Annotated in this window: 19 protein-coding genes; 12 read left to right on the top strand and 7 right to left on the bottom strand. The window is 44.6% G+C overall.

Going from position 1 to position 24,093, the window contains the following annotated elements:
• Positions 1-200 precede the first annotated feature (200 nt).
• Positions 201-413: a hypothetical protein gene (locus RTR63_RS00335; RefSeq protein ID WP_284034360.1), complete on the bottom strand. Its 213-nt coding sequence runs from the start codon at positions 411-413 to the stop codon at positions 201-203.
• Between the two features lie 435 nt (positions 414-848).
• Complete coding sequence (gene hemB, locus RTR63_RS00330; RefSeq protein ID WP_312522024.1) at positions 849-1,853, bottom strand: porphobilinogen synthase; 1,005 nt, start codon at positions 1,851-1,853, stop codon at positions 849-851.
• A 150-nt stretch (positions 1,854-2,003) separates the two neighbouring features.
• On the opposite strand from hemB, the gene RTR63_RS00325 reads away from it, so the two are divergent.
• Positions 2,004-2,612: a thioesterase family protein gene (locus tag RTR63_RS00325; RefSeq protein ID WP_312522022.1), complete on the top strand. Its 609-nt coding sequence runs from the start codon at positions 2,004-2,006 to the stop codon at positions 2,610-2,612.
• Positions 2,613-2,725: 113 nt separating this feature from the next.
• On the opposite strand, the gene RTR63_RS00320 is transcribed toward RTR63_RS00325, so the two are convergent.
• The 3 genes from RTR63_RS00320 to RTR63_RS00310 all read right to left on the bottom strand — a co-directional run bounded on the left by RTR63_RS00320 (position 2,726) and on the right by RTR63_RS00310 (position 9,052).
• Positions 2,726-4,312 carry an efflux transporter outer membrane subunit gene (locus tag RTR63_RS00320; protein WP_312522020.1) on the bottom strand — a complete coding sequence of 529 codons (1,587 nt, stop codon included), beginning with the start codon at positions 4,310-4,312 and terminating at the stop codon, positions 2,726-2,728.
• A 76-nt stretch (positions 4,313-4,388) separates the two neighbouring features.
• Complete coding sequence (locus RTR63_RS00315; protein ID WP_312522018.1) at positions 4,389-7,652, bottom strand: efflux RND transporter permease subunit; 3,264 nt, start codon at positions 7,650-7,652, stop codon at positions 4,389-4,391.
• 14 nt (positions 7,653-7,666) lie between these two features.
• Positions 7,667-9,052, bottom strand: a complete 1,386-nt coding sequence (locus RTR63_RS00310; protein ID WP_312384301.1) for an efflux RND transporter periplasmic adaptor subunit — start codon at positions 9,050-9,052, stop codon at positions 7,667-7,669.
• A gap of 287 nt (positions 9,053-9,339) precedes the next feature.
• On the opposite strand from RTR63_RS00310, the gene RTR63_RS00305 reads away from it, so the two are divergent.
• Positions 9,340-9,918, top strand: coding sequence for a TetR/AcrR family transcriptional regulator (locus tag RTR63_RS00305; protein ID WP_312522016.1), 579 nt, complete (start codon positions 9,340-9,342; stop codon positions 9,916-9,918).
• Between the two features lie 14 nt (positions 9,919-9,932).
• Here RTR63_RS00305 and RTR63_RS00300 read toward each other — a convergent pair whose 3' ends face one another.
• Entirely contained in the window at positions 9,933-11,042 is a 1,110-nt protein-coding gene (locus RTR63_RS00300; RefSeq protein ID WP_312522014.1) for an alpha/beta fold hydrolase, read from the bottom strand.
• A 167-nt stretch (positions 11,043-11,209) separates the two neighbouring features.
• Positions 11,210-12,130 (bottom strand): polyprenyl synthetase family protein, encoded by a 921-nt coding sequence (locus RTR63_RS00295; protein ID WP_312522127.1) that lies wholly within the window; start codon positions 12,128-12,130, stop codon positions 11,210-11,212.
• 443 nt (positions 12,131-12,573) lie between these two features.
• On the opposite strand from RTR63_RS00295, the gene rplU reads away from it, so the two are divergent.
• From rplU to nuoH, 10 genes are all read left to right on the top strand, one after another.
• Positions 12,574-12,885, top strand: a complete 312-nt coding sequence (gene rplU, locus RTR63_RS00290) for a 50S ribosomal protein L21 (RefSeq protein WP_007115464.1) — start codon at positions 12,574-12,576, stop codon at positions 12,883-12,885.
• Between the two features lie 40 nt (positions 12,886-12,925).
• The gene (rpmA, locus tag RTR63_RS00285) at positions 12,926-13,189 is read left to right on the top strand and encodes a 50S ribosomal protein L27 (protein ID WP_036591251.1); all 264 of its coding nucleotides are present in this window, start codon (positions 12,926-12,928) and stop codon (positions 13,187-13,189) included.
• A 366-nt stretch (positions 13,190-13,555) separates the two neighbouring features.
• Positions 13,556-14,257 carry an outer membrane lipoprotein periplasmic chaperone LolA gene (lolA, locus tag RTR63_RS00280; protein ID WP_312522012.1) on the top strand — a complete coding sequence of 234 codons (702 nt, stop codon included), beginning with the start codon at positions 13,556-13,558 and terminating at the stop codon, positions 14,255-14,257.
• Positions 14,258-14,785: 528 nt separating this feature from the next.
• Positions 14,786-15,319, top strand: a complete 534-nt coding sequence (ndhC, locus tag RTR63_RS00275) for an NADH-quinone oxidoreductase subunit A (RefSeq protein WP_159374373.1) — start codon at positions 14,786-14,788, stop codon at positions 15,317-15,319.
• Positions 15,320-15,412: 93 nt separating this feature from the next.
• Entirely contained in the window at positions 15,413-16,075 is a 663-nt protein-coding gene (locus tag RTR63_RS00270) for a NuoB/complex I 20 kDa subunit family protein (protein WP_007115468.1), read from the top strand.
• Between the two features lie 164 nt (positions 16,076-16,239).
• Positions 16,240-18,024: an NADH-quinone oxidoreductase subunit C/D gene (gene nuoC / locus RTR63_RS00265; protein WP_282849162.1), complete on the top strand. Its 1,785-nt coding sequence runs from the start codon at positions 16,240-16,242 to the stop codon at positions 18,022-18,024.
• Positions 18,025-18,037: 13 nt separating this feature from the next.
• The gene (nuoE, locus tag RTR63_RS00260; protein WP_076774498.1) at positions 18,038-18,547 is read left to right on the top strand and encodes an NADH-quinone oxidoreductase subunit NuoE; all 510 of its coding nucleotides are present in this window, start codon (positions 18,038-18,040) and stop codon (positions 18,545-18,547) included.
• Complete coding sequence (gene nuoF / locus RTR63_RS00255) at positions 18,544-20,016, top strand: NADH-quinone oxidoreductase subunit NuoF (RefSeq protein ID WP_135889009.1); 1,473 nt, start codon at positions 18,544-18,546, stop codon at positions 20,014-20,016. Before nuoE ends, nuoF begins: the two co-directional genes overlap by 4 nt.
• Before the next feature lie 9 nt (positions 20,017-20,025).
• A complete protein-coding gene (nuoG, locus tag RTR63_RS00250; protein ID WP_312522008.1) occupies positions 20,026-23,028 on the top strand; it encodes an NADH-quinone oxidoreductase subunit NuoG in 3,003 nt (1,000 codons plus the stop codon).
• The gene (gene nuoH, locus RTR63_RS00245; RefSeq protein WP_282841564.1) at positions 23,028-24,083 is read left to right on the top strand and encodes an NADH-quinone oxidoreductase subunit NuoH; all 1,056 of its coding nucleotides are present in this window, start codon (positions 23,028-23,030) and stop codon (positions 24,081-24,083) included. Before nuoG ends, nuoH begins: the two co-directional genes overlap by 1 nt.
• Positions 24,084-24,093 lie beyond the last annotated feature (10 nt).

Here is a 24,093-nt window from a genome sequence, read left to right as displayed (position 1 = left end):
TTCCACCGTTAATAAAAGTTGCTCAGTAAAAAATGGACAATCGACTATTATAGTCTAAAGCGCAAAAGATGAGGACATAGTTGGCGGTAAAATTTTGAGAAATAATCCGTGCAAAAATAGCTAAGCCAGTGGTTGTCAATGAGTGGCATAAAAAAAGATGCGGCATCGCATCTTCTATTAATTGAATTGATAACAATATATTAATTATGAGTAGACAATACCACCTGTTGGCTTGGCTGATTTAAGGTACTAACAACCGCATCAGTCGGACTTATCGATGGCTGAGTATCCGTTGTCAAATCGCTTGACAGTTTAAAGCTGAGTGCCAAAAATGACATCATAGCCACTGCCATCATGGCATTTTTGATTGGGCTATTAGCAATCGAACTATTAGCAATTGGTGCATTACTCATCATCTTATCCTCGATTAATCAGCTAGCAGATACCACTCTCTTCTTCTATTTGTTATTAACCCCATTATCTGCTTATTTTTTTCAAAAATATAATGCCAAAAAGTAATCAATTATTGCAAAACGCTAAAAGTGATGTCAAAAAAGGCTCGTCCAAAATTAGTAAGCTTAGTCAATAGGGGTAAATAAAAGTGTATATTGTTGCTTTACCTTATTGTGCATGAAATTGAGGGATAAACTAAGTTTCTATTTAGTAAATAAATGGGTAAAAAAATAATTAAAGTTAACAGATTTGTTATTATCTATGACATTAAGTAATTTTTTATAGGCCTCGTTATAGCGCTCGATGTCTTTAAGTTAACGAGTGTAACATCACAAAAAAGGCGACATTGATTGATAAACCAGTGTCGCCTTTAGTTTTAATCAAGTTTTAGAACATTATTGATTGAGCTTTTGGGCAGCCGTCATTGCAAAATAAGTTAAGATACCGTCGGCACCTGCACGGCGAAACCCTAACAGCGATTCCAAAATAACATCCTCGCTTAACCAGCCGTTTTGTATCGCCGCCATGTGCATGGCATATTCACCTGATACTTGATACGCATAAGTCGGCACGCCAAACGTATCTTTGACCTCACGTACCAAATCAAGATAAGGCTGACCTGGTTTTACCATTACCATGTCAGCGCCTTCTTGGATGTCGAGGGCGACTTCATGCAGGGCTTCAGCGCGATTACCAAAATCCATTTGGTATTGTTTTTTGTGTCCGCCTTTAAGGTTGCCTGCGCTGCCGATGGCATCACGAAACGGTCCATAATAGGCAGACGCGTATTTGGCAGAATACGCCATAATGGCGGTATTAATAAAATTTTCTCCATCCAATGCTTGGCGTAGCGCGGCAATGCGCCCATCCATCATATCGCTTGGCGAGATGATATCCGCCCCTGCACGGGCATGGCTCAGGGCTTGTTTGGCGAGGATGTCAACCGTAATGTCATTGAGCACGTAGCCATTGTCATCGACAATACCATCTTGACCATGGGTGGTATAAGGGTCGAGTGCCACATCAGTCATCACTACCATCTCAGGTAAGGCGTCTTTAATTGCTTTGATAGCAGTGCAGGCAAGACCATTCTCATCATAGGCGTGTTCAGCATGTAGCGATTTTAGGCTTGGGCTAATGACAGGGAATAAATCAATGGTGGTGACGCCTAGACTGAGTAGTTGCTTGGCATACTCAATCAGCAAGTCCACGCTCAAACGCTCAACACCTGGCATGCTTGCCACAGCTTGGCGCTGCTGTTTACCATCAATGACAAACACGGGCGCAATCAGATGCTTGGGTTCAATGCTGGTTTCTTGCACCATGGCACGGATATTGTCGTTGTAACGTAGGCGACGTAAGCGAGTATTGGGGAATGAACGATTAAAAATATAACTCATAAAAACCTCTTATTATCGAGTGATACTTATTATTAAGTAACGTTATCAAGTAACGCAGAAATTGTATAAGGATAAATAAGCAAAATTTGCTAGAATGATGATTTTTTAAAAAGCTATCTTACCACAATCTACTTACGCATGGAGGGCGCCGTGAGTTTAAACCCTGTAAATGCCAATCAATTAGCCGCTCAGTCATCGACTGATAGCACTAACATGACTGACATGACGTCTAAAGAAAATGACGAGCATTCTGATTTGGCAAACGAGTCGCAATTGCAGCTCAATGAAGACAGTGAGCATCACGCCATCAGCAAACCTAGTATTGATGTGCTAGGGCAGCAGCTCGCCAACATCATGTCCCAAAGCCCATTTGTGGCGCATACCTTTACTACCTATCATTATGAAGATGGCAAAGTATATGGTAAGGTCAAGTCCAATCCCGCCCTCATCGGCAATCCAAATTTTGAGATTTTGCATGGCGGTATGACGGCGACGCTATTAGATACCATTGGGGGGCTCGAAGGCATGCTTGAAATCTATCGTCGTGACCAAGGCACGTTTGAAGAGCAGACCAAAAAAATCAAACGCATGGCAACCGTCGATTTGCGCGTTGATTATCTAGCCCCTGGGCGCGGTCATGAATTCATTGTCACAGCCGAAGTGATGCGTATGGGACGTAAAGGCTGCACCACGCGGATGATGTTGGTCAATGATGAAGGAAAACTCATCGCGCATGGCATCGCCAGTTATGCGTTTTAAAACAGCCATTTATAGTAAAAAACCCATAAAAAACCCACAGTGATGTGGGTTTTTTACTATAACAGCTTATGGCTAATCTAATGCACTAGATCTAATGAGCTAGGTCTAATGTATTAGGGTTGCACGGTGGTTGTGGTGGTCGTTGTTGAGGTCGTGTTAGTGCTAACTTGGGCAGGCTGCTGCGCTGCATCAGTAATTTTTTGCTGGGCATTATTGGCAACCTGCGACAACTTGGTGCTGAAATTCGTATGTTTTTCTATGGGTGTTTCGAGCGGTACATCGCGACTCACGCCGCCACCTAAAACTTGGTATAGCTGGATTTGACTGAGCAATTGCGACTGCTTGGTATTTAGAATACTTTGTTGGCTGCTGTAAATCGAACGCTGTGCATCTAATACGCCCAAATAATTGTCCAGACCTGCCTTGAAGCGGGCTTGAACAATTTGATAGTATTTTTGGTTAGCAGCGAGCGACTGGTTGTACGCGGTCAACTGCTGATTTAACGTTGCACGATTGGCAAATACGTCATTGACTTCTTTAAAAGCGGTTTGAATTGCTTTTTCATAAGTATTTAATGCTTGTTGTTGCTCGATTTCACTCACTTGGTAGTTGGCTTTACGTAGACCTGCATCAAAAATCGGCAAGCTCACACTCGGTCCAAAACCCCAGCTAAATGCGCCTGTTTTAAACAAATCGCCTAAGCTTGAACTGGCAGCACCCACATTGCCGGATAGGCTAATGGTTGGATAAAACGCGGCGCGCGCGGCGTTAATATTTGCGCCTGCAGCTTTTAAGTTATATTCCGCTTGACGCAAATCAGGACGATACAATAACAAATCACTGGGTAAGCCCGTGCCAAAAATACGATTATTGGTGATGCTACTAATGCCCGCTGCAGGTAGTAGACTATTATCCACAGGGGCGCCTACTAGGTAGCGTAGGGCATTTTGGTTGGTCAACAAATTGGTTTGTGCTTGGGCGATAGACACTTTGGCGGCTTCAACCGCCGCTTGGGCTTGTACGCTAGTTAGCTGCGAATCAAGACCTGCTTTAAAACGCAGCTGGTTAATGCGAAGTGAATCTTGGCGCGTAGCTAAGGTTTGTTTGGCAAGTTGCAGTTGTGCCAGACTATAGCTGTATGCCACATAGCTTTGCGCAATGTTACTAATCAAGCTAATTTGCGCGGCATCTTTGGCAGCGGTGGTCGCAAGGTAGTTTTGTAAGGCGGCATCTTTGAGGCTAGCGATACGTCCCCAAAAGTCAAACTCGTAACTTGACATGGCTAGTCCAACATTATAAGTGTTGGCAGCATTGCCCTTAAAATCACCTGCACGATTTACATTGGCAGATGAATTGATAGTGGGCACATCGGCGATGTCTTGGATTTGGTACTGTGCGCGGGCTTTTTGAATCGCCAAAATCGTGGCACTGATGTCTTTATTATTGTCTAACCCCAATTGAATCAGTTGTTTTAGCTTGGCATCACTATAAAAATCCTGCCAACGCTGAGACGCGATACTCGGCTGATTGGTGCCGCTAACAGTCTGACTGTCATAGGTTTCATAAGGCTGATTAATTGCGATATGCGGCTGTGCTACGACAGGCTCAGTTTTGGCTTTTGGAATGGTTTGACAAGCGCTGAGCGATAGTAGAGTAGCTACTATAGCGGTCAGGGGTACTAGGCGAAAGGTAGAATCCATATAACTTACCTGTATAAACATAATGTGTTTGTTATTGTAAAAGATTAAATGGGTAAAATGTTTACCCATTTATGTCTTATTGATGGTTGGATTGTGAACTGTCATCAGGCTTGTAGATACTCACCTGTGTGGGCTGTGTGACAGCGACAGGTTCAGCAGGATTAGGCGAGTAAGGTGATACGGGTTGTAAGTCACCATCATTACCATCATTGGGGTCATGCGGTTTGCTACCTTTAATCAGTGAGCGTATCCACACATAGAACATTGGGATAAAGAACACCCCTAGGATAGTTGCACTGACCACGCCGCCTAACACACTTGTACCAATCGCATTTTGGCTACCTGAGCCTGCGCCCGTTGCCAAAAATAAGGGCACCACACCAATACCAAACGCCAATGATGTCATGATAATCGGGCGTAAGCGTTGGCGAGCAGCGACCGTAACCGAGTCATATAGATTATGTCCCAAATCTTGTCGTTCTTTGGCAAATTCAATAATCAAAATCGCATTTTTGGCAGATAAACCGACAACGGTCAGCAGACCCACTTGCAGATAAATATCGTTTGAAAGCCCACGTAAACCCGTAAACAGTGCAGCACCCAATACCCCAAGTGGCACAACAAGTAGCACTGCAAAGGGAATTGACCAGCTTTCATACAGCGCGGCTAAACATAAGAACACCACTAAAATCGAAATCGCGTACAGCATCGGTGCTTGCGCGCCAGATTTTTTCTCTTCTAATGATAAACCTGTCCATTCATAACTGATGCCTTTTGGCAGTTTGGCAATCATTTGTTCCATCGCAGTCATCGCTTGACCGGTACTCAGTCCTGGCGCTGCGTTGCCTTGTAAGTTCATTGATGACAAGCTGTTATAACGCGTTAGCGTAGGTGAACCATACTGCCATTCACCGGTAGCAAATGAGCTAAACGGAATCATCTGATTATCACTGTTGCGTACATACCACTTGTTGATGTCCTCGGGGGTGGTACGGCTCTCAGCTTCACCTTGCATATACACTTTTTTGATACGACCACGATCCATAAAGTCATTGACGTAGCTACTACCCCAAGCGGTACTAAGAACACTGTTAATCAGGCTCGGCGCGACACCCATCGCAGCAGCAGCATCATAGTTGACGTTGACTTTATATTGGGGTGAATCTTCTTGTCCATTTGGACGCACGCCACTGACTTGTTTATTTTGCGCCGCCATGCCCAGTAGCATGTTACGGGCTTGCAATAAGCCTTCGTGACCTAAGTTGCCTGAGTCTTGTAGCTGCAGATCAAAACCCGTTGCCGTACCCAAACCTTGAATAGCAGGCGGTGAAATGGCATATACTTGGGCTTCATTCACTTGGGTCATAAAATAACCCATGGCACGTTTGGCAATCGATTGCGCGGTATTTTCTTTACCAGGGCGCTCATCCCAATCTTTTAAGCGTACAAATGCCAATCCCATATTTTGCCCTTGACCGGCAAAACTAAAGCCATTGACCGTAAATACAGACTGCACAAGGTCTTTTTCTTGGGTTTTATAATAGGCGTTGACCTTTTCGATAACCGCTTGCGTTTGATTTTGGGTACTACCGGCAGGCAGTTGCACCAATGTCAACAGCACACCTTGGTCTTCTTCGGGAATAAATGAACTTGGAATACGGGTAAATAAGAACACCAATGCCGCAATCACCAAGGCATAAGGAATCATATATAGCCAGCGCATTTTGATACTGCGACCCACAAAGCTTTCATAGCCTTTACTAAGACGCATAAACATGCGATTAAATGCGCCAAAGAAACCGGTCTGATGCCCGCCGTGTTTGTCATGGGCTTTAGTGCGTTTGAGGATAGTCACACATAGGGCAGGGGTGAAAATCAAGGCAACTAGGGCAGATAGTACCATGCTGCTGATAAGCGTCACTGAGAACTGGCGATAAATCACCCCAGTTGAGCCGCCAAAGAATGCCATCGGTAAAAATACCGCCGACAAAATCAAGGCAATACCAATCACCACTTTACTGATTTCGCGCATCGATTCACGGGTGGCTTCCAGTGGCGTCATGTCTGGATTTTCTTCCAGCAAACGCTCAACGTTTTCGACCACGACAATCGCGTCATCGACTAATAGACCGATGGATAACACCATGGCAAACAGCGTCAACACATTGATGGTATAGCCAAATGCGTACAAAATACCAAACGTACCCAGTATTACCACAGGTACTGCCAACGTAGGAATAATCGTTGCGCGCCAGCTTTGTAAAAACAAGAACATCACTAAGAATACCAGCGCAATCGCTTCAGCAAGTGTTCTGACTACTTCCTCAATCGACAAACGTACAAATGGCGTGGTGTCATAAGCAACCGAGGCTTTTAAGCCCGCAGGAAAATTAGGTTCAAGCTCTTTGAGTTTGGCTTCTACGGCGTTACGTGTGCTTAAAGCATTGGCGCCAGATGACAGTGAGATACCGATACCTGCCGCATCTTCGCCATTGTAGCGGGCAATCTCGCTGTAGCTTTCACTACCAATTTCCACTTTGGCGACATCACCCAAGCGAATTTGCGCACCATCTGTATTACTTTTAAGCAAAATATTACGAAATTGCTCTGGGGTTTGTAAGTAACTTTGCACGGTCACTGTGGCATTAATGGCTTGACGGGCTTCGTCAGTCGGCGTTTGTCCTAGCTGACCGGCTGATACTTGCGCGTTTTGCGCTTGAATTGCGCTGGTGATATCCGAGGGTATTAAACCATAGGTACGAAGTTTTTCAGGGTCTAGCCAAATACGCATGGCATACGCAGAGCCAAACACGTTGACGTTACCCACACCCTCGACACGGCTGAGCTGGTCAACCACGTTAGAGTTGAGATAATCGGCAATATCGGCACGATCCATACTGCCATCTTCAGATGTCATCGCCAGTACCATCAAGAAGCCACTCGTGGACTTATTGACGTTGACCCCCATGCGCTGCACCATCTCTGGTAGCGAACTCATGGCAGATTGCAGTTTGTTTTGGACTTGGACTTGTGCCGTATCGGGATCTGTCCCGTTCTCAAAGGTCAAGGTAATTTGCGCAGCGCCACTTGATGATGAACTTGAGGACATATACATCAATCCATCAAGCCCTTTCATTTTTTGCTCAATCACCTGAGTGACGGAGTCTTCAATGGTTTGGGCAGCGGCACCTGGGTAGGTGGCTGAGATACTAATGGTAGGTGGGGCAATACGTGGATACTGCTCAATCGGTAATTTAAAAATTGCTAAGATACCCATCAGCATGATGAGCATGGCAATCACCCAAGCAAAGATGGGTCTATCAATAAAAAAGCGTGACATGATATCTCCCGTGCTTATGGTTGCGCAGTTTTGGCGGTAGTTGAGCTATTTGTTACGGTCGTTTTGGTCGTCGTCGTGGTAGAAGCATTGGTCGGTACCGCGGTTGAGGCTGGCTGCGATGCCACATAAGGCATGGCTTTGACTTGCTGATCTGGTTTGACTTTGGCGCCACCAACCATCACCACTTGCTCACCTTGTTTTAGACCGCTAGTGACAATCCATTGACCTTGGTGGGTACCTTGAACCGTAACTGGGCGTACTTGGATTTTATTATTGGCGTCAACCACATACACGGTTGATTCACCTTTGGCTGTACGATTAATGGCACTTTGTGGCAATAATACCGCATTATTGATAATACCTTGAATCAACTGGGCATTCACCATCATCCCGGGCAACAACACAAAGTTATCATTGCTAAATACCGCACGCAGATTAACCGTGCCTGTGGTACTATCCACTTTAGCTTCTTCAAAGCGAAGTTGCCCCACCATCGGGTAGGTTGAGCCATCAGCGAGCTTTAACTGAACCTGTGCGGTACGCGGTGTGCTAAGTTTACCAGCCGCAAATTGCTGACGAAGCGCCAATAACTCGGCGGCTGACTGACTGATATCGACATAAATTGGATTGAGCTGAGAAACAGTTACCATCTGCGTCGTGCCCGCGGTGGCAAGCGCACCGACATTGACATTTGAGCGACTGGTGATACCACTGATAGGCGCTTTAACCACAGTACGGCTCATGGTGAGCTGGTTGCTATTCACTGATTGTTGTGCGCCGCGAGCCGCTGCTTGGGCAGCATCAATATTGGCTTGTGCCACCCCGACTTGCGCCTGCGCATTTTTAACCGCTGCTTGCGCGGTACGCACGGCGGTCGCCCCTTGGTCATATTCTTGACTGGAGATAGCTTCAGTACCGCGTAGCTGTTTTAGACGGTTTAAATTGGTTTGAGCCAGCGCAAGTTCGGCTTGGCGGGTTTCTAGCACCGCTAAGGCATTATTATAGTTGGCTTTTGCGGTATTGACACTGGCAAGACTTTGATCAAGGCTTGCGCGACTACCGGCAAGTACACTGGTGTAGCTATCGGTATTGATTTGATATAACGGCTGATTTTGTTTGACAAAAGTGCCTTCGCGAAACAACTGGCGGTCAATAATACCTGATACTTGCGGCGTAACGGTGGCTTCTTGATAGGCGACAACTTTACCTGATAACTCTTTGGTAAGTGGAATCGTTTGGAATGTTACAGGCTGTACATTGACTATTGTGGGTGGCATTTGCGCCTGTGCTCCTGCACCGCCGCCGCCACTTTGTTGCTGGGCTGCTGTGTCTGACTTATTACACCCGATTAATAAGCTACAACTCGCTAATGACACCATGAACAACACTGGGTATCTCATACCAACCTCATAAAAAGTAGGGAATTTTAAAAAAAATATTATAAAATAAATGCGACATTGTTGTTGCAATATTTACGATAAGACACAAAACTTTAGGATAACTAAATGATAGCTACATTACTACCAGTTATCGGCAGCCATTATTTTAAAAAAAAATCTTAGATTGCGAAACCAACAATATTAAACAAAGTAAGTGTTTAAGCAACAATTATTACCTATTTGTATCGATAAAAATTTTAAAATGTCAAAGCCATTGATAGATTTTTTTAATAAGGAAGCATTTGCGCATGACTTTAAGTCGTAACAAGTCACCTGATTTACGTGTTGTCAAAACCCATAAAGCCATCCGTGAAGCCTTTATTATGTTGTTGTCCGAGCAGGAGTACAACGATATAACAATCCAAGCAATTTTGGAGCGCGCCAAAGTCAATCGCGCTACTTTTTATAAATATTACAGTGGTAAGGGTGATTTGGCTGGGCAGATGATTGATGATTTCAAGCAGGAAGTCAGCCAGCTATTTCAAGACAGGCTCAATGCCGATAGTCAAATGCTACAAATGATTATGGAAAATCATTCACAAAAAATGTTTGAACGCCGCCAACAGATGCTTGCCCTGTGGAAAATCCGTACCCAACACCACAATCTTTATCATGATATGTTTTTGATGGGTAAACAAAACTTTATTGAACTGGCTAAAAAACAAAAGGCGACAGACTATTTGACGGCTGAGGCGATTGATTACCAAGCCACCATGATGGCAACTATCTTTATGGCAAGTTTTAAATACTATTTTGAAAAAGATTTGCCAATCCCAGCCGATTTAAAGGTTGAATGGGAGCAAATGCTTATCATCACAATGAGTTAATTTTCGCATCACAATCAATTGATTAGCGCATTGTAACTAAAATGCGCGATAAACTGGCTTGCCAGTTGTTCTGTCAGGGCAAGTGGCATGTCGTGACCAAGCTCATCAATGAGTATCAATTGACTGTGCGCAATATGCTTGACAAGCGAATAGGCATGACTAAATGGAATGAGTTTGTCTTGTTTGCCATGAATGATGAGGGTGGGTTGGTGGATTTGTTTGTCAATATCGACCAGTGACCCCGTCGCCAAAATTGCCAGTAACTGCCGCTGCGTGCCTTTCGGATAAAAACGCCGTTTAAACAGTTTTTTAGCTTTGCTCAGCGCCGCTTGTTCATCAAAGTAATCGGGGCTGGCGATGGTCTTGATGGTTTGCACGAACTGCTGGGTCAATGCATCCGCATCTTGGCTTTTGGGTAGTGGCTGGGTAAAGGCCCTGATGGCTTCAATGGCGGGCGGGCGCGAAAAGGGTCGATTATTACTGGTGGATAATAGTCCCAATTTTTCTACTTGGTGTGGATAACGCACCGCCATGATTTGCGCAATCATACCGCCCATCGATTGACCAATCACAAAGTATTTTTTGATGCCCAACATTTTGAGCAGTTGATAGGCATCTTCTGCCATGTCGTACAAATCATACGGTGTTTGCAGGTTTTTAAGCGGTAAACCCAGTCCGAATCTGCCGAGCAATTTGGCTTTATAAATAGGCGAATCATGAGCGGGGGTTAGTTTTTTGTGCTTAAGTTTGCTGGATTTGCCTATGTCGCGATTGTCAAATCGCACGACCCGAAATCCAGCAGTGATTAGCGCATAGCAGAATTCATTGGGCCATACCAAGCTTTGCGCGCCTAGCCCCATAATCAGTACGATGGTAGGGTGAGCAGGATCGCCACCGACTTCAACGTAGAATTTATACTTTGGGGTGTGTACCTTGGCGGCTTGCATAAAATCCGCGTGTTTGGAAGGTCGAAATTTAATGTCGATGGTGGCAGGGTTAGCAGGGTCGATGGTGGCAAGTGATTGAATGGTATCTAATGCCGATAGTTCTTGAGTTTTTTTGGCTTTATCTTCGATAAGTTGTTGTTTAATATCTGATAATGAAGAGGGGATAGTATTAGACATACAGCATCCATAATCTTAAAGCTAACCATCAAAAAGCCATCAATCACAAAACTATTAATCAAAAATCTATCAAAAATTAGCAAAGTTGTATGACGATTTAATGACGTATTATTTACCGCCCATCGAATTGGACATCAAACTGATCACCACACAGCCTTTATTAACAATTAATAAAGCCGTTGGCTGGCAAGCGTCATCAAATCGAGTAAACCTTGGCGATATCGTGAATCAGGTAAGGTCAGCACGGCTTGTCTAGCAATCTCGCTTTCTTGCATCGCTTTGTCACAGCAATACGCCAGTGCGCCGCTGTTTTTGACAATCCCAATAATCTCGCCCGTATCTTGCACTTGCCCTGTCTGAATGGCAATCCGTAATTTTTCATGCGTATCACCCGTGGTCATTTCAAGCGCTTTAATCAGCGGCAAGGTTGGCTTGCCCTCAGCGATATCATCACCCACGTTTTTGCCGAGCACCTCACTGTCACCGACAAAGTCTAAGATATCATCAATGATTTGAAAAGCATTACCAAAGTGCTGACCAAATTTGGCGAAGGCGTCATTGTATTCAGGGCGATTTTCCAAAATAGCCACGCCTTGACTTGCCATCATAAATAACCGAGAGGTTTTGCCGTCAATGATTTTCATATAATCAGCTTCGGTAGCTTTAGGGTCATGCTGATGTTGTAGCTGCAATACTTCCCCTTCAGCGATATCACAGGTGCCATCTGAGAATAACTGCAATAACGGCAACGAGCCAAAACCCACCAAAAGATTAAATGAACGGGCAATCAGATAGTCACCGACCAGTACAGCCGTTGCATTATCCCACGTTGCATTTGCGGTCGGCTTACCACGGCGCATGCCTGACGCATCAATCACATCGTCGTGTACTAACGTTGCGGTATGCAGCATTTCGGTGATTGCGCCCAAATGCATGGCAGCTTGTGATGGCTGATCGTTACAGATACGTGAGCAAAGCAGCGAAATAAGCGGGCGCATACGCTTACCGCCTGCATTGATGACATGCTGACTCACCGACATGATCAGTTTGACTTTTGAGCTTAGACTGCCATACACCTGCTTATCCATAATCTCGAAATCGTCAGCGATAATAGATTGAATCTGCTGATAGGTGACAGGCGTGCTGTTATTGTCTTTAATGACATCAGCATTGATAGCAGTGGATGTAGGATTTGATTGTTGATTGTCTAGCATAGGTTGGCTCAAAGCTTGGAGTGAAAATTCGTGAAATTTGGCTTGTGGTGAAAGTCGGCAAAATCATACCATACTGCCGTTTTTTGTGTAAGTTATAGCTGTGTATTTTTATTGGCGACTTGTATTACTCAGCATACATGGCGTTGAGAAACGCGCAATAATTTATCAGCCAAAATCGCACCCGCATCCGTGAAGTTTTACTTGATTTTAAACAATAAAAACGTTAAAATCGCGACCTTATATTTCCCTGTGTATCCGTCGTAGAAGTGTTATCGCCCTTGGTAGCCACGGTGTACGGGTTTATTGGAGCAACCAAGATGTATGCAGTAATCAAAAGTGGTGGTAAACAACATCGCGTCGTTCAAGATGAATATTTAAAAGTTGAATTACTAAAAGCTGAAAAAGGCGATACCATCAAAATTGAAGACGTTTTAATGGTCGTTGATGGCAGCGATATCAAAATTGGTCAACCTGTGGTTGCCGGTGCAGTGGTCGAAGCTGAAGTAGTAGAACATGGTCGTGGCGAGAAAGTACGTATTGTAAAACACAAACGTCGTAAACATTACCATAAAGAACAAGGTCACCGTCAATGGTATACTTTGTTAAAAATCAAAGCAATCACTGCTTAATTGACTATTTCAAACACATTAATCTCTAGGAGACATCGACATGGCACATAAAAAAGCCGCAGGTTCTACCCGTAACGGTCGTGATTCAAACCCAAAAATGCTTGGCGTAAAAATCTTTGGCGGTCAACAAGTTGTTGCTGGTAACATCATTGTACGTCAACGTGGTACAGAATTTCACGCAGGTGAAGGTGTAGGTATGGGTCGTGACCATACATTATTTGCTTTAACTGACGGCGTCGTAAAATTTGCCGTTAAAGGTAAATTCAATCGTCGCTACGTATTTGTTGAAGGCGCAGCTGAATAATCACTCAGCTTGTTGTTAAACAAATCAACCCAATAAGTCGCACTTATTGGGTTTTTTATTGCTTATAGTCAAGTGTCTTAACGGGCTTTGGATGGTTTTCAATGGTTTGGTATTACCAAGTCAGTGCCAAGCCAGTGCTTAGTAAAAACTTTCTTATCACTCAGCTATTGTTACATTTGTTACAACTTCAACAACAATCATTGCATGGGGCGTCTAGTAGGGTAAGAAAAATTTAGCGACAATATCGGTCAGCGAATTTAGCTTAACTTGTTAATTTTTAATTTATTGATTAGCCTGTTGGGCTAATATTATTTTTGAATACTTTTGCTAAGCTTTTAACAATTTTTATTGAATGAGGAACCTACTATGACAACATCTACCAATAAAATTATCAGTAAATTAGCCACAAAATTAGTCACAGGTACATTATCAGCACTATTGATTACTAGCATGCCGATGACCGTCGCCATGCAATCAGCCAATGCCGCTGTTACCAACTCAGCGGGCGCGGCAAAAAACTTAAACAACCTACTTAAAAATGTCAAAAGCATGACCGCCAATTTTAGTCAAACCACCTCTGGGGCAGGCGGCAAGGGCTTAAGTAAAGCATCAAAGAATTTCTCAGGTACTATGGCGGTGCAACGTCCAAACCAGTTTCGTTGGCAGATTGATGGTACAGCGTCGCAACTGATTGTTGCCAATGGCAATACGCTTTGGGTGTACGATAAAGACTTAAATCAAGCGACCAAGCAAAGCGTGAGCAATCAAGTCGGGGATACCCCAGCACTGATTTTGTCAGGTGACCCAAGCAAAATCGCCAATAGTTTTAATGTGACCCAGCCGATTGCCTCAAAAAATTATTATGTGCTCTACCCAAAAAATGGCAATGCCAACTTTAAAAGCTTAGGCATCGCTTTTAATAGCGGTAATCCTGTGATGATGGTATTAAATGATAATTTGGGACAAACCACCACTATTCGATTCTCCAATGTGAAACGCAATGCTTCAATTGCCAGTAATCAATTTAGCTTCACACCACCTAAAGGCGTTGATGTGATTAACCAATAAGTAGTTAACTATTTCATTCAATGAATTGTTTAAATGATTTTTGGCTGACAAACCCTGCTTATGGCAGGGTTTTTTTGCTAAAGTGTTGCTATTTAATTAACGGTTAATTACCGGAAGATTGAAGCCTGCTACTAGCATTTTTTACATAAAATGAGTAAACTATCTGTGTTTTAGCCAGTTAACAGCAATATATAGTTACTTTTGTTAAAATACGCATTTTTATAAAGTGATGTAATGCTACTTTATATTAGGTTTTCATCGTGGTTTTAGCAATATATTTGACTAGCCTGTTTAGTAACTAGCCAATCACTCACCGATTACAATAATGGTCAATGGATGTGCAGCGGGGCAGCTTGTTAGCTGGTACGAGGTAATCTTAAGGAAAATAGTTCTTAAGACGTTATCTGCCATCGTCTTTGTGATATTACGCTTGAGCCAGACGGGCTTGGTGGAAGTATCAAAAATATCGTCCCAACTTGAATTGCTTAACCCATGTAACGGTTAGTCGTATTGCCCAGGAGTATCCTCATGATTCCAGTCATTGATTGGTCTGCAATTGTATTTATTTTGGCAGCCATAGGACTTTGTATTTTCATGCTTGTTGTACCAAGATTGTTAGGTGGTACTTCTAAAGGCTTTCAAAAGCAAGAAAATTTCGAGTCGGGTGTGGTCAGTGCTGGTTCTGCCAGAATCCGTTTATCTGCAAAATTCTATATCGTCGCTATCTTCTTTGTTATCTTTGACTTAGAAGCATTATATCTATATACCTATGCGGTATCGGTCAGAGAAGCAGGTTGGCTGGGATTTTGGACCGTTGTGCTGTTTGTGGTAGAGCTGTTAATCGGTCTATATTATCTGCTTAAACTAGGGGCACTTAACTGGTCACCTGCAGACAAAAAGCCAAAACCAAAACGTTTGGCTGCTGCGCCTGCGGGCTTTAATCTGGCGGATATTACCCGCTTTAATGGTGTTGAAGAGTTAGAAATTGACCCTACTGGTAAAATCCCGGCCCAGTTGTCTGGCGCAATGAACCAAAACCCAAACAATAACGCGGTAAAATAATAACCCGACTTTGCAATCTATGTTGCAAGGTCTTTTGCATTTGTAGTGACATACAGCGAAATCCTGCTTTAAAAATCAAGGTGATCGAGCATTATGAAATATACATTAACCAAAGCCAATCCAGATGCCGACAGATTTCCAGACCAAACCCGTCAAATTATTGACGAAGAGGAAGTCAATAAAAACGTCGTCATGACGCGATTAGAAGATTTGACCCATAGCCTTGCCAACTGGGGCCGTAAGCATTCGTTGTGGCCATTTAACTTTGGCACCTCGTGCTGCTATGTGGAGTACGCAACGACATTGACAGGCGTGCATGACTTGTCGCGCTTTGGCGCTGAGGTTATTCGTGCGTCACCGCGCCAAGCTGACGTGATGATTGTGGCAGGTACTTGCTTTATGAAGATGGCGCCTGTTATCCAGCGTCTCTACGAGCAAATGCTTGAGCCTAAATGGGTCATCTCAATGGGTGCCTGTGCCAACTCAGGCGGCATGTACGATGTGTATTCAGTGGTGCAAGGCGTTGATAAAATCATTCCCGTCGATGTGTATATCCCTGGTTGCCCACCCCGTCCAGAAGCCTTGATTCAAGCCATCATGCTGCTGCAAGAATCGATTACTAAAGAACGTCGTCCACTCGGTATTCATGTCAATGACCAAGGTATCTACCAACCTGTCATGCAGCCAGAACGTGACCGTAAACAAGCCGATCGCATCGCGGTCAAAAATCTACGCAGCCCAGATAACATTGATTAATGCTAGAGATTGGTTAATGCTAGAGCATTGATTAATGCTAGAGTAAGTCTCTGGATAGATTTAGGATGAATTTTCGCTAAGTAAAAGCTTATCGAATTGCATTCAAAACAAAAAAAGGTATTCAACTACCTTCTTAATAATTGTGAATGAGGAAAGTGCCACTCATGGTAACGGTAACTGATAATCAAGCACAAACTGATGTCCCAGCAGTGATTGCAGAATTAAATCGCAAGTTTGAGGGGCAGTTTGTTGTACAAAAAACCTTTGACGCTTTTCCCACTATTTGGGTCAGCCGTGAACAGGTCATCGAAGTACTCCTGTACCTTCGCACCTTGCCACAGCCTTACGTGATGTTACTGGATATCTCAGCGATTGATGAGCGCTTACGCCAGCATCGTAAAGATAGGGATGGCAATGCCTTACCTGACAGTGATTTCACCGTGTTTTATCACTTAATGTCATTGGAGCGCAATACGGATATCCGCATCAAAGTGGCGCTCAAAGAATCTGACTTACACATCCCAACGGCAACCCGTATTTGGCCGAATGCCAACTGGTATGAGCGCGAAACGTGGGATATGTTTGGCATTACCTTTGATGGTCACCCCCATTTAACCCGTATTTTATTGCCAAAATACTGGGAAGGTCATCCACTGCGTAAAGAATACGCCTCTCGTGCAACTGAAGTGCCGCCTTATTATCTCGATAAAGGCAAGCAGATGTTTGAGCAGGAGAATCTACGATTTGTTCCAGAAGAGTGGGGCATGAAACGTAGTGGCCGTGACGAAGACTTTATGTTCCTAAACTTGGGTCCTAACCACCCTTCTGCGCACGGTGCCTTTCGCGTTGTGCTTCAGTTAGACGGTGAGGAAGTCATCGACTGTATCCCAGACATTGGTTATCACCATCGCGGCGCTGAAAAAATCGCCGAACGCCAAACTTGGCATTCATTTATTCCTTACACTGACCGTATCGATTATCTTGGTGGGGTGATGAATGAGTTGCCCTACATCATGTCAGTGGAAAAACTGGCAGGCATCACGGTGCCGGATCGCGCAAATACCATTCGTATCATGATGAGTGAGTTCTTCCGTATCACCAATAATTTGCTGTACTGGGGCACCTTCATTCAGGATGCGGGCGGTATGACGCCAGTATTTTATATGTTCGCCGACCGTCAAAAAGCGTATGATGTGATTGAAGCGGTAACCGGTTATCGTATGCACCCAGCGTGGTTTCGGATCGGCGGTACCGCGATGGACTTGCCAAACGGCTGGCACAAACTGGTTCGTGAATTCTTAGATTGGATGCCAAAACGTATCGATGAATACGTCAAAGCCACCATGAAAAACAAGGTACTACAACTGCGTACCCAAAACGTTGCCCAATATGATGCTAAATCTGCACTGGCTTGGGGCGTATCAGGTCATGGACTTCGTGCCACGGGTATCCCTTACGATGTGCGTAAAGCGCGTCCTTATCTTGGCTATGAAAATTTTGATTTTGAAGTGCCAATTGAGTTTAATGGCGATGCGTATGACCGCTGTTTGGTCAAAATTGAAGAGATTCGTCAGTCACTGCGTATCATTGAGCAATGTCTCAACAACATGCCAATGGGCGCATACAAAGCCGATCACCCACTGGCTGTCCCACCACCCAAAGACCGCACCTTAAATGACATTGAGACCTTGATTAACCACTTTATTTCAGTATCGTGGGGTCCTGTCATGCCAGAAGGCGAGTCCTCCTTTATGGTGGAAGCGGTGAAAGGCATTACCAACTATTATATTACGTCTGATCGCTCAACCATGAGTTACCGTACCCGCATTCGTACACCGACCTTTGCGCACTTACAGCAAATGCCGTCAGTCATTAATGGTAGCTTGGTATCTGACTTAATTATTTATCTAGCGTCAATTGACGTTGTTATGGCAGACGTTGACCGTTAGGAGAAAACCACCGATGAAGATTGTAACTGATAAAACCCCAAAGGTGGATGTCGCAAGCATTCTAACCGAAGCAGAAATTCACGACATTCATGAATTTATGCATCACTACCCACAAAGCCGCGCGGCATCACTTGATGCGCTAAAAATTGTCCAGCGCCGTAACGGCTGGGTGGATGATGCACAAGTCAACGCGATTGCTAATATCTTAAAAATCCCAGTCACCGATGTGGAAGGGGTTGCCACGTTTTATAACCGTATCTACCGTTCACCAGTTGGTCGTCATGTGATTTTGGTCTGTGACTCGATTGGTTGTTATTTGGTAGGTGGCGAGAATTTAGGTCAAGCTTTTGAGCGCACTTTAGGTATTAGTTTTGGTCAAACTACCCCAGACAATCGTTTTACCTTGTTACCCATTTGTTGTTTGGGTAACTGTGATAAAGGTCCAGCGGTTTTGATTGATGAAGATACTTACGGTCCTGTCCAAATTGAAGAGATTGCTGAATTGCTGGAGCAATACGCATGAATATAACCCGTCAAATTAATAATCGAAAAATTGGCAAATCACCCAGTCAATTGGGCGAGCAAAGCATTCCTATTTATGGTGATAAAGCGACAGCCACCAGTGAGACCAAGCCCCTGACTTGGCGTTTGGCGCATTATGACTCAGTGCTAGATTTGGCAACCTATGAAAGCCTAAAAGGGTTTGAAGGTCTAAAAAATGCCTTGGCCAAATCTGCCAAAGAAGTGGGCAACATGATTAAAGATGCCAACGTGCGTGGACGTGGCGGTGCAGGCTTTAATGCAGGTCTTAAATGGACCTTTATGACGCCACCCGATGGCGGGCCTCGTTACTTGATTTGTAACGCAGATGAGATGGAGCCAGGCACGTTTAAAGACCGTCTATTGATGGAGCGCCTACCATTTCAGCTGATTGAAGGGATGATAATCTCAGGTTATGCCATTGGTGCAACCGCAGGGTATATTTTTATCCGTGGTGAGTATATTGAAGCCGCCAAACGCCTAAATAATGCATTGGATGAGTGCCGTGCCAAAGGGTATTTAGGTGATAATATCTTAGGTTCAGGCTATAGCTTTGATTTACACGTGCATACCGGTGCAGGTCGTTATATCTGTGGTGAAGAAACTGCGCTCATTAACTCGCTTGAAGGTCGCCGTGCCAATCCACGTACCAAACCCCCCTTCCCACAAGTATCAGGGGCATGGGGTCGTCCCACTGTGGTCAATAACGTAGAGTCTTTAAACAACATGCCGGGTATCATGCTGCATGGCGTAGAATGGTATAAAGGCTTGGCACAAGGCAAATCAGAAAACCCCGGCACTAAAATCATGGGTTGTTCAGGTCTAGTCAATGACCCAGGGCTATGGGAACTGCCATTTGGTACTACCGCTCGCGAAATTATTTTTGATTATGCCAAAGGCATGAAAGATGGGCGTAAATTAAAAGCTTGGTTACCAGGCGGTGCGTCAACTGACTTTTTAACCGCCAGTGACGAGCATTTAGACCTGCCAATGGACTTTGAACCCATCATGAAAGCGGGTAGCCGTTTAGGTACCTGCTTGATTATGGTGGTAGATGAATCGCAAGATATGGTGTCACTGTCACTCAATTTGCAAAAATTCTTTGCCCGTGAATCCTGCGGTTGGTGTACGCCTTGCCGTGATGGGTTGCCATGGGGGGTCAAAACCTTGCATGCCATCGATACAGGCAATGGTCAACCTGTCGATATTGACGTATTGCGCCAATTGACTAAAGATTTGTGGTTAGGTAAAACCTTCTGCGCCCACGCACCGGGTGCGGTTGAGCCATTACAAAGTGCGTTAAAATACTTTTTACCAGAATTTGAAGCCAAAATTGGTAACAATGTGGCGCCTGAAGAACAATTGTCCCCAACGGGCGTGCCTTCATCTGCAAATAGCGGAAAAGTTGAAGTGTATCAACCCGTTAAGACCACCAATGGGCAATCAGTGTAAGGAATTAGCATGGCAATTATTCATATAGACGGTCAAGACGTCGAAGTTGATGGTGCCGATAACTTGCTACAAGCTTGTTTATCGCTTGGCATCGATATCCCTTATTTTTGTTATCACCCCGCATTGGGCTCGGTGGGTTCTTGCCGTCAATGTGCCGTCAAGCAATATAATAACAAAGAAGATTATGAAGCGGGTCGTGGTCGTTTGGTCATGTCATGTATGGTCAATCCGACCCCAGACATGTGGATCTCAGTGACGGATGCAGAAGTGAAAAACTTCCGTAAAAGCTTGGTTGAGTTCTTAATGACTAACCACCCCCATGACTGTCCGACCTGTGAAGAGGGCGGTCATTGTCACTTGCAAGATATGACCTACATGTCAGGTCACAATCATCGTAAATACCGCTTTACTAAACGTACCCACCAAAACCAAGACTTGGGTCCATTTATCAATCATGAGATGAACCGCTGTATCGCGTGTTATCGCTGCGTGCGTTATTACAAAGACTATGCAGGTGGTGAAGATTTAGGGGTTTACGCATCAGCAAGCCGTGTGTACTTTGGTCGTGATAAAGACGGTCAGTTTGAAAGTGAATTTTCAGGTAACCTCACCGAGGTTTGTCCAACTGGGGTATTCACCGACAAAACTCACTCAGAGCGCTACAATCGTAAATGGGACATGCAATATGCCCCAAGTATTTGTCATGGCTGTTCGGCCGGTTGTAATATCTCAGCGGGTGAGCGCTATGGTGAATTACGCCGTATCGAAAACCGTTTTAATGGGGAAGTCAACGCTTACTTCTTATGTGACCGTGGTCGTTTCGGCTATGGCTATGTTAACCGCCAAGACCGCCCAATTCAAGCGGTTGAAACACTAAGCGGTAAACAAACCAATTTGAGCATTGACCATACTATTGATGCCATCAAAAACCGGTTACAAGGCAAAAAAGCCATCGGTATTGGTTCACCTGTTGCCAGCCTTGAATCAAACTATGCGCTAAAACGCTTAGTCGGTGCCGAAAATTTTAGCATTGGTATTAGCAAACAAGAAAAAACCGTGGTACAAAAATGTATCGATGTGTTGACCACAGAAAATATCCATAATCCAAGCATGCGTGAGATTGAGGATTATGATGCGGTATTGATTTTGGGTGAAGATATTACCCAAACCAGTCCGCGTATTGCACTGGCAGTACGCCAAGCGGCAAAAAATCGCGCCAAACAAATGGCAGATGCACTAAAAACGCCAGATTTCTTGGCAGAGCCTGTGGCTCGTATCGGTCAAAAAGACTATAGCCCAATCTTTATTGTGGATGTCAAAGATACGCGCCTTGATGATATCGCCAAAGTAAGCTGCGTTGCTACCCCAAGCGATATCGCTGAACTAGGCTTTAGCATTGCTGAGCACATGAAAACGTTGGCTACCTCACAATTACCAAAAGATTTGGTCATCGATGAAGACGATAATGCTGATATGCAAGCATTTGCTAAACATATCGCGCAGACGCTGCTTAAAGCAACCAAACCCCTTATTATCTCAGGCTCGTCACTGTACCACACCGCCATCATAGAAGCGGCGGCACAAATTGCCAATATCGCCGAACAAAAACGCGGTGAAGTGGTCATCTATGAAAAAGGCGTGGTTGACGCCCACAACGTCCAAGTGGATGCAGAGATTGCCAAAATCGATGCAGAGCAAGCCAAACTCAAACAAGAGATGGATGAAGCGGCATTTGCTGAACAAGCCAAGCAAGTTAAACGCCCAAGCCGTATGAACCCGACCAAAGGCTATCAAGAAAAAGCCGGTTTGTACTTGTCAGTACCTGCTGCCAATAGTATAGGCGTCAACTTACTCGGTGGTAAAGCGATTGATGAATTAGGTGATGATGCCGATGTGGTGATTGTCATGGAAAATGACATCAGCCGCCGCCTAACCGCCGAGCAAATGAACCAATTGGTGGCCAACAAATCACTGATTGTACTTGATCATGAAGCTTACCAATGGCATAACCAGGCTGATGTGATGGTACCTGTAGCAACCTTTGCAGAAGCGGACGGTACACTAATCTCAGCAGAAGGTCGTGCACAGCGTTTCTTCCAAGTTTATGATCCTGTTTACTATCGCCCGCAAAGTATGGTCAAAGAAAGCTGGCGTTGGTTGCATGCGGTAGAGTCTGAGCTCAATGGCCGTGCGATTGACTGGACGCAGCTTGATGATGTGATTACTGCAGTCGCAGACACCAATCCACAATTAGCCGCAATCAGACAAGCAGCGCCATCAGCCGATTACCGTATTACTGGTCTAAAAGTCGCGCGTGAGCCACGTCGTTATTCCGGTCGTACGGCGATGCGTGCGCCGATTTCTGTGCATGAACCAGAGCAGCCAAAAGATATCGATACGGGCCTCACCTTCTCCCAAGAAGGTTATGTGGGCACCCAGACGGATTCATCAATGATTCCATTTGCTTGGTCAGCAGGTTGGAACTCACCGCAAGCTTGGAATAAATACCAAGATAAAGTGGGTGGTCATCTAAAACATGGCGATCCAGGGGTGCGTATTTTTGATGCGTTAACCGCATTGCCAAAACGTGAGTATATTGCGCCTGCGGCAGCTAGCCAACAAGGTTCCACCCAGCTAGTACCTGTGTATAATATTTTTGCGAGTGATGAATTAACCGCTCGTAGTGAAGTTGTTGCCTCACAATTGCTACCAGCTGCTTTTAGTGTATCAACGGATGATGCGGATAAATGGCAGCTGCAATCAGGTGATATGTTAACGGTCACAGTGAAGGGTGTAGCGACTACCTTACCTGTGCAGCTTGTCGATTATTTAGCCGAAAGCTGTGTGGGCTATCCTGTGGGTCAGGCGGGTGAGTTAGAAGCCCTGCTGGCGCAGCCCTATACGGACATCAGTATCGTAAAATCAGCAACTACCAACACTGTCACCCAAGCGGTATCACCAGCTAATAATGGTGGCGTGACAGCTCAAGTAACTCCAGGGGAGGGGGTATAATGGATCATTCTGTTAGACAGATGCCCGATTTACCTGCATGGCTGGCTGGGGTAATGTCCCCTGAAGCTTGGTCAATTGTATTTTTGGCAGTGCAATCAATTGTTATTTTCTTGGCGGTGGTGATTTTTGCCGCGTTGATGATTCCTTATGAACGTCGCATGTTGGCACTGTGGCAAGACCGTTATGGTCCAAACCGTGTGGGTTGGCAAGGTTCGCTACAAGTTGCCGCGGATATGCTCAAAATCTTCTTTAAAGAAGACTGGACCCCAAAATTTGCCGATAAATTTATCTTTATCTTGGCGCCTGCGATTTCATTGTTTACCGCTTTAGCTGCTTATATCATTGTACCAGTCACGCCATCACTCGGTGGCGCAGACTGGAGCATCGGTATTTTGTTCTTTTTTGCGATGGCAGGGTTGGCGGTTTATGCCGTGATGTTTGGTGGCTGGGCATCAGCCAATAAATATGCCTTGCTCGGTGGTTTACGCTCTGCTGCCCAAACCATTAGTTATGAAGTCTTTCTAGGATTATCGCTAATGGGTGTGGTGGCGTTGGCAGGGTCATTTAACTTACGCGATATCGTATACTCACAAGCCGGTGGTTTTTGGCACTGGAATGTGTTTGGTCAAATTTTAGGGTTTTTAACCTTTATGGTCGCAGGTGTGGCAGTCACCCACCGTTTCCCATTTGACCAGCCAGAAGCAGAGCAAGAATTGGCAGAAGGTTACCACGTTGAATACTCAGGTATGAAATTTGGTATGTTCTTTGTCGGCGAGTATGTGAACATCGTGTTGGTATCGTCGCTGATTACTATTTTATTCTTTGGTGGTTGGTTGCCATTATTTGATGGACTGAGTTTTATCCCGCCGATTATTTGGTTCATGTTAAAAACGCTATTTTTCATGACCATGTTTGTATTGGCGCGTGGGGCGTTGATGCGTCCACGTTATGACCAAGTAATGAACTTTGGCTGGAAAATTTGTCTACCCATTACCTTGATTAATTTACTCGCGACGGCGGCCTATGTATTATGGCGCACCCATGGTGTAGGGTAAGGTGGAGATT

The sequence above is a fragment of the Moraxella sp. CTOTU47724 genome, from assembly GCF_032014955.1.
Taxonomy (GTDB): domain Bacteria; phylum Pseudomonadota; class Gammaproteobacteria; order Pseudomonadales; family Moraxellaceae; genus Faucicola; species Faucicola tetraodonis.
The sequence above is the reverse complement of the archived record's forward strand: the minus strand, read 5'-3'. Positions and strand labels throughout refer to the sequence as shown.

What these genes read in the sequence shown, in the direction of transcription:
- RTR63_RS00335 (WP_284034360.1), bottom strand. Translation starts at nt 413, where the DNA reads ATGAGTAATGCACCAATTGCTAATAGTTCGATTGCTAATAGCCCAATC.
- hemB (WP_312522024.1), bottom strand. Translation starts at nt 1,853, where the DNA reads ATGAGTTATATTTTTAATCGTTCATTCCCCAATACTCGCTTACGTCGC.
- RTR63_RS00320 (WP_312522020.1), bottom strand. Translation starts at nt 4,312, where the DNA reads ATGGATTCTACCTTTCGCCTAGTACCCCTGACCGCTATAGTAGCTACT.
- RTR63_RS00315 (WP_312522018.1), bottom strand. Translation starts at nt 7,652, where the DNA reads ATGTCACGCTTTTTTATTGATAGACCCATCTTTGCTTGGGTGATTGCC.
- RTR63_RS00310 (WP_312384301.1), bottom strand. Translation starts at nt 9,052, where the DNA reads ATGAGATACCCAGTGTTGTTCATGGTGTCATTAGCGAGTTGTAGCTTA.
- RTR63_RS00305 (WP_312522016.1), top strand. Translation starts at nt 9,340, where the DNA reads ATGACTTTAAGTCGTAACAAGTCACCTGATTTACGTGTTGTCAAAACC.
- RTR63_RS00300 (WP_312522014.1), bottom strand. Translation starts at nt 11,042, where the DNA reads ATGTCTAATACTATCCCCTCTTCATTATCAGATATTAAACAACAACTT.
- RTR63_RS00295 (WP_312522127.1), bottom strand. Translation starts at nt 12,130, where the DNA reads ATGGATAAGCAGGTGTATGGCAGTCTAAGCTCAAAAGTCAAACTGATC.
- rplU (WP_007115464.1), top strand. Translation starts at nt 12,574, where the DNA reads ATGTATGCAGTAATCAAAAGTGGTGGTAAACAACATCGCGTCGTTCAA.
- rpmA (WP_036591251.1), top strand. Translation starts at nt 12,926, where the DNA reads ATGGCACATAAAAAAGCCGCAGGTTCTACCCGTAACGGTCGTGATTCA.
- lolA (WP_312522012.1), top strand. Translation starts at nt 13,556, where the DNA reads ATGACAACATCTACCAATAAAATTATCAGTAAATTAGCCACAAAATTA.
- ndhC (WP_159374373.1), top strand. Translation starts at nt 14,786, where the DNA reads ATGATTCCAGTCATTGATTGGTCTGCAATTGTATTTATTTTGGCAGCC.
- RTR63_RS00270 (WP_007115468.1), top strand. Translation starts at nt 15,413, where the DNA reads ATGAAATATACATTAACCAAAGCCAATCCAGATGCCGACAGATTTCCA.
- nuoC (WP_282849162.1), top strand. Translation starts at nt 16,240, where the DNA reads ATGGTAACGGTAACTGATAATCAAGCACAAACTGATGTCCCAGCAGTG.
- nuoE (WP_076774498.1), top strand. Translation starts at nt 18,038, where the DNA reads ATGAAGATTGTAACTGATAAAACCCCAAAGGTGGATGTCGCAAGCATT.
- nuoF (WP_135889009.1), top strand. Translation starts at nt 18,544, where the DNA reads ATGAATATAACCCGTCAAATTAATAATCGAAAAATTGGCAAATCACCC.
- nuoG (WP_312522008.1), top strand. Translation starts at nt 20,026, where the DNA reads ATGGCAATTATTCATATAGACGGTCAAGACGTCGAAGTTGATGGTGCC.
- nuoH (WP_282841564.1), top strand. Translation starts at nt 23,028, where the DNA reads ATGGATCATTCTGTTAGACAGATGCCCGATTTACCTGCATGGCTGGCT.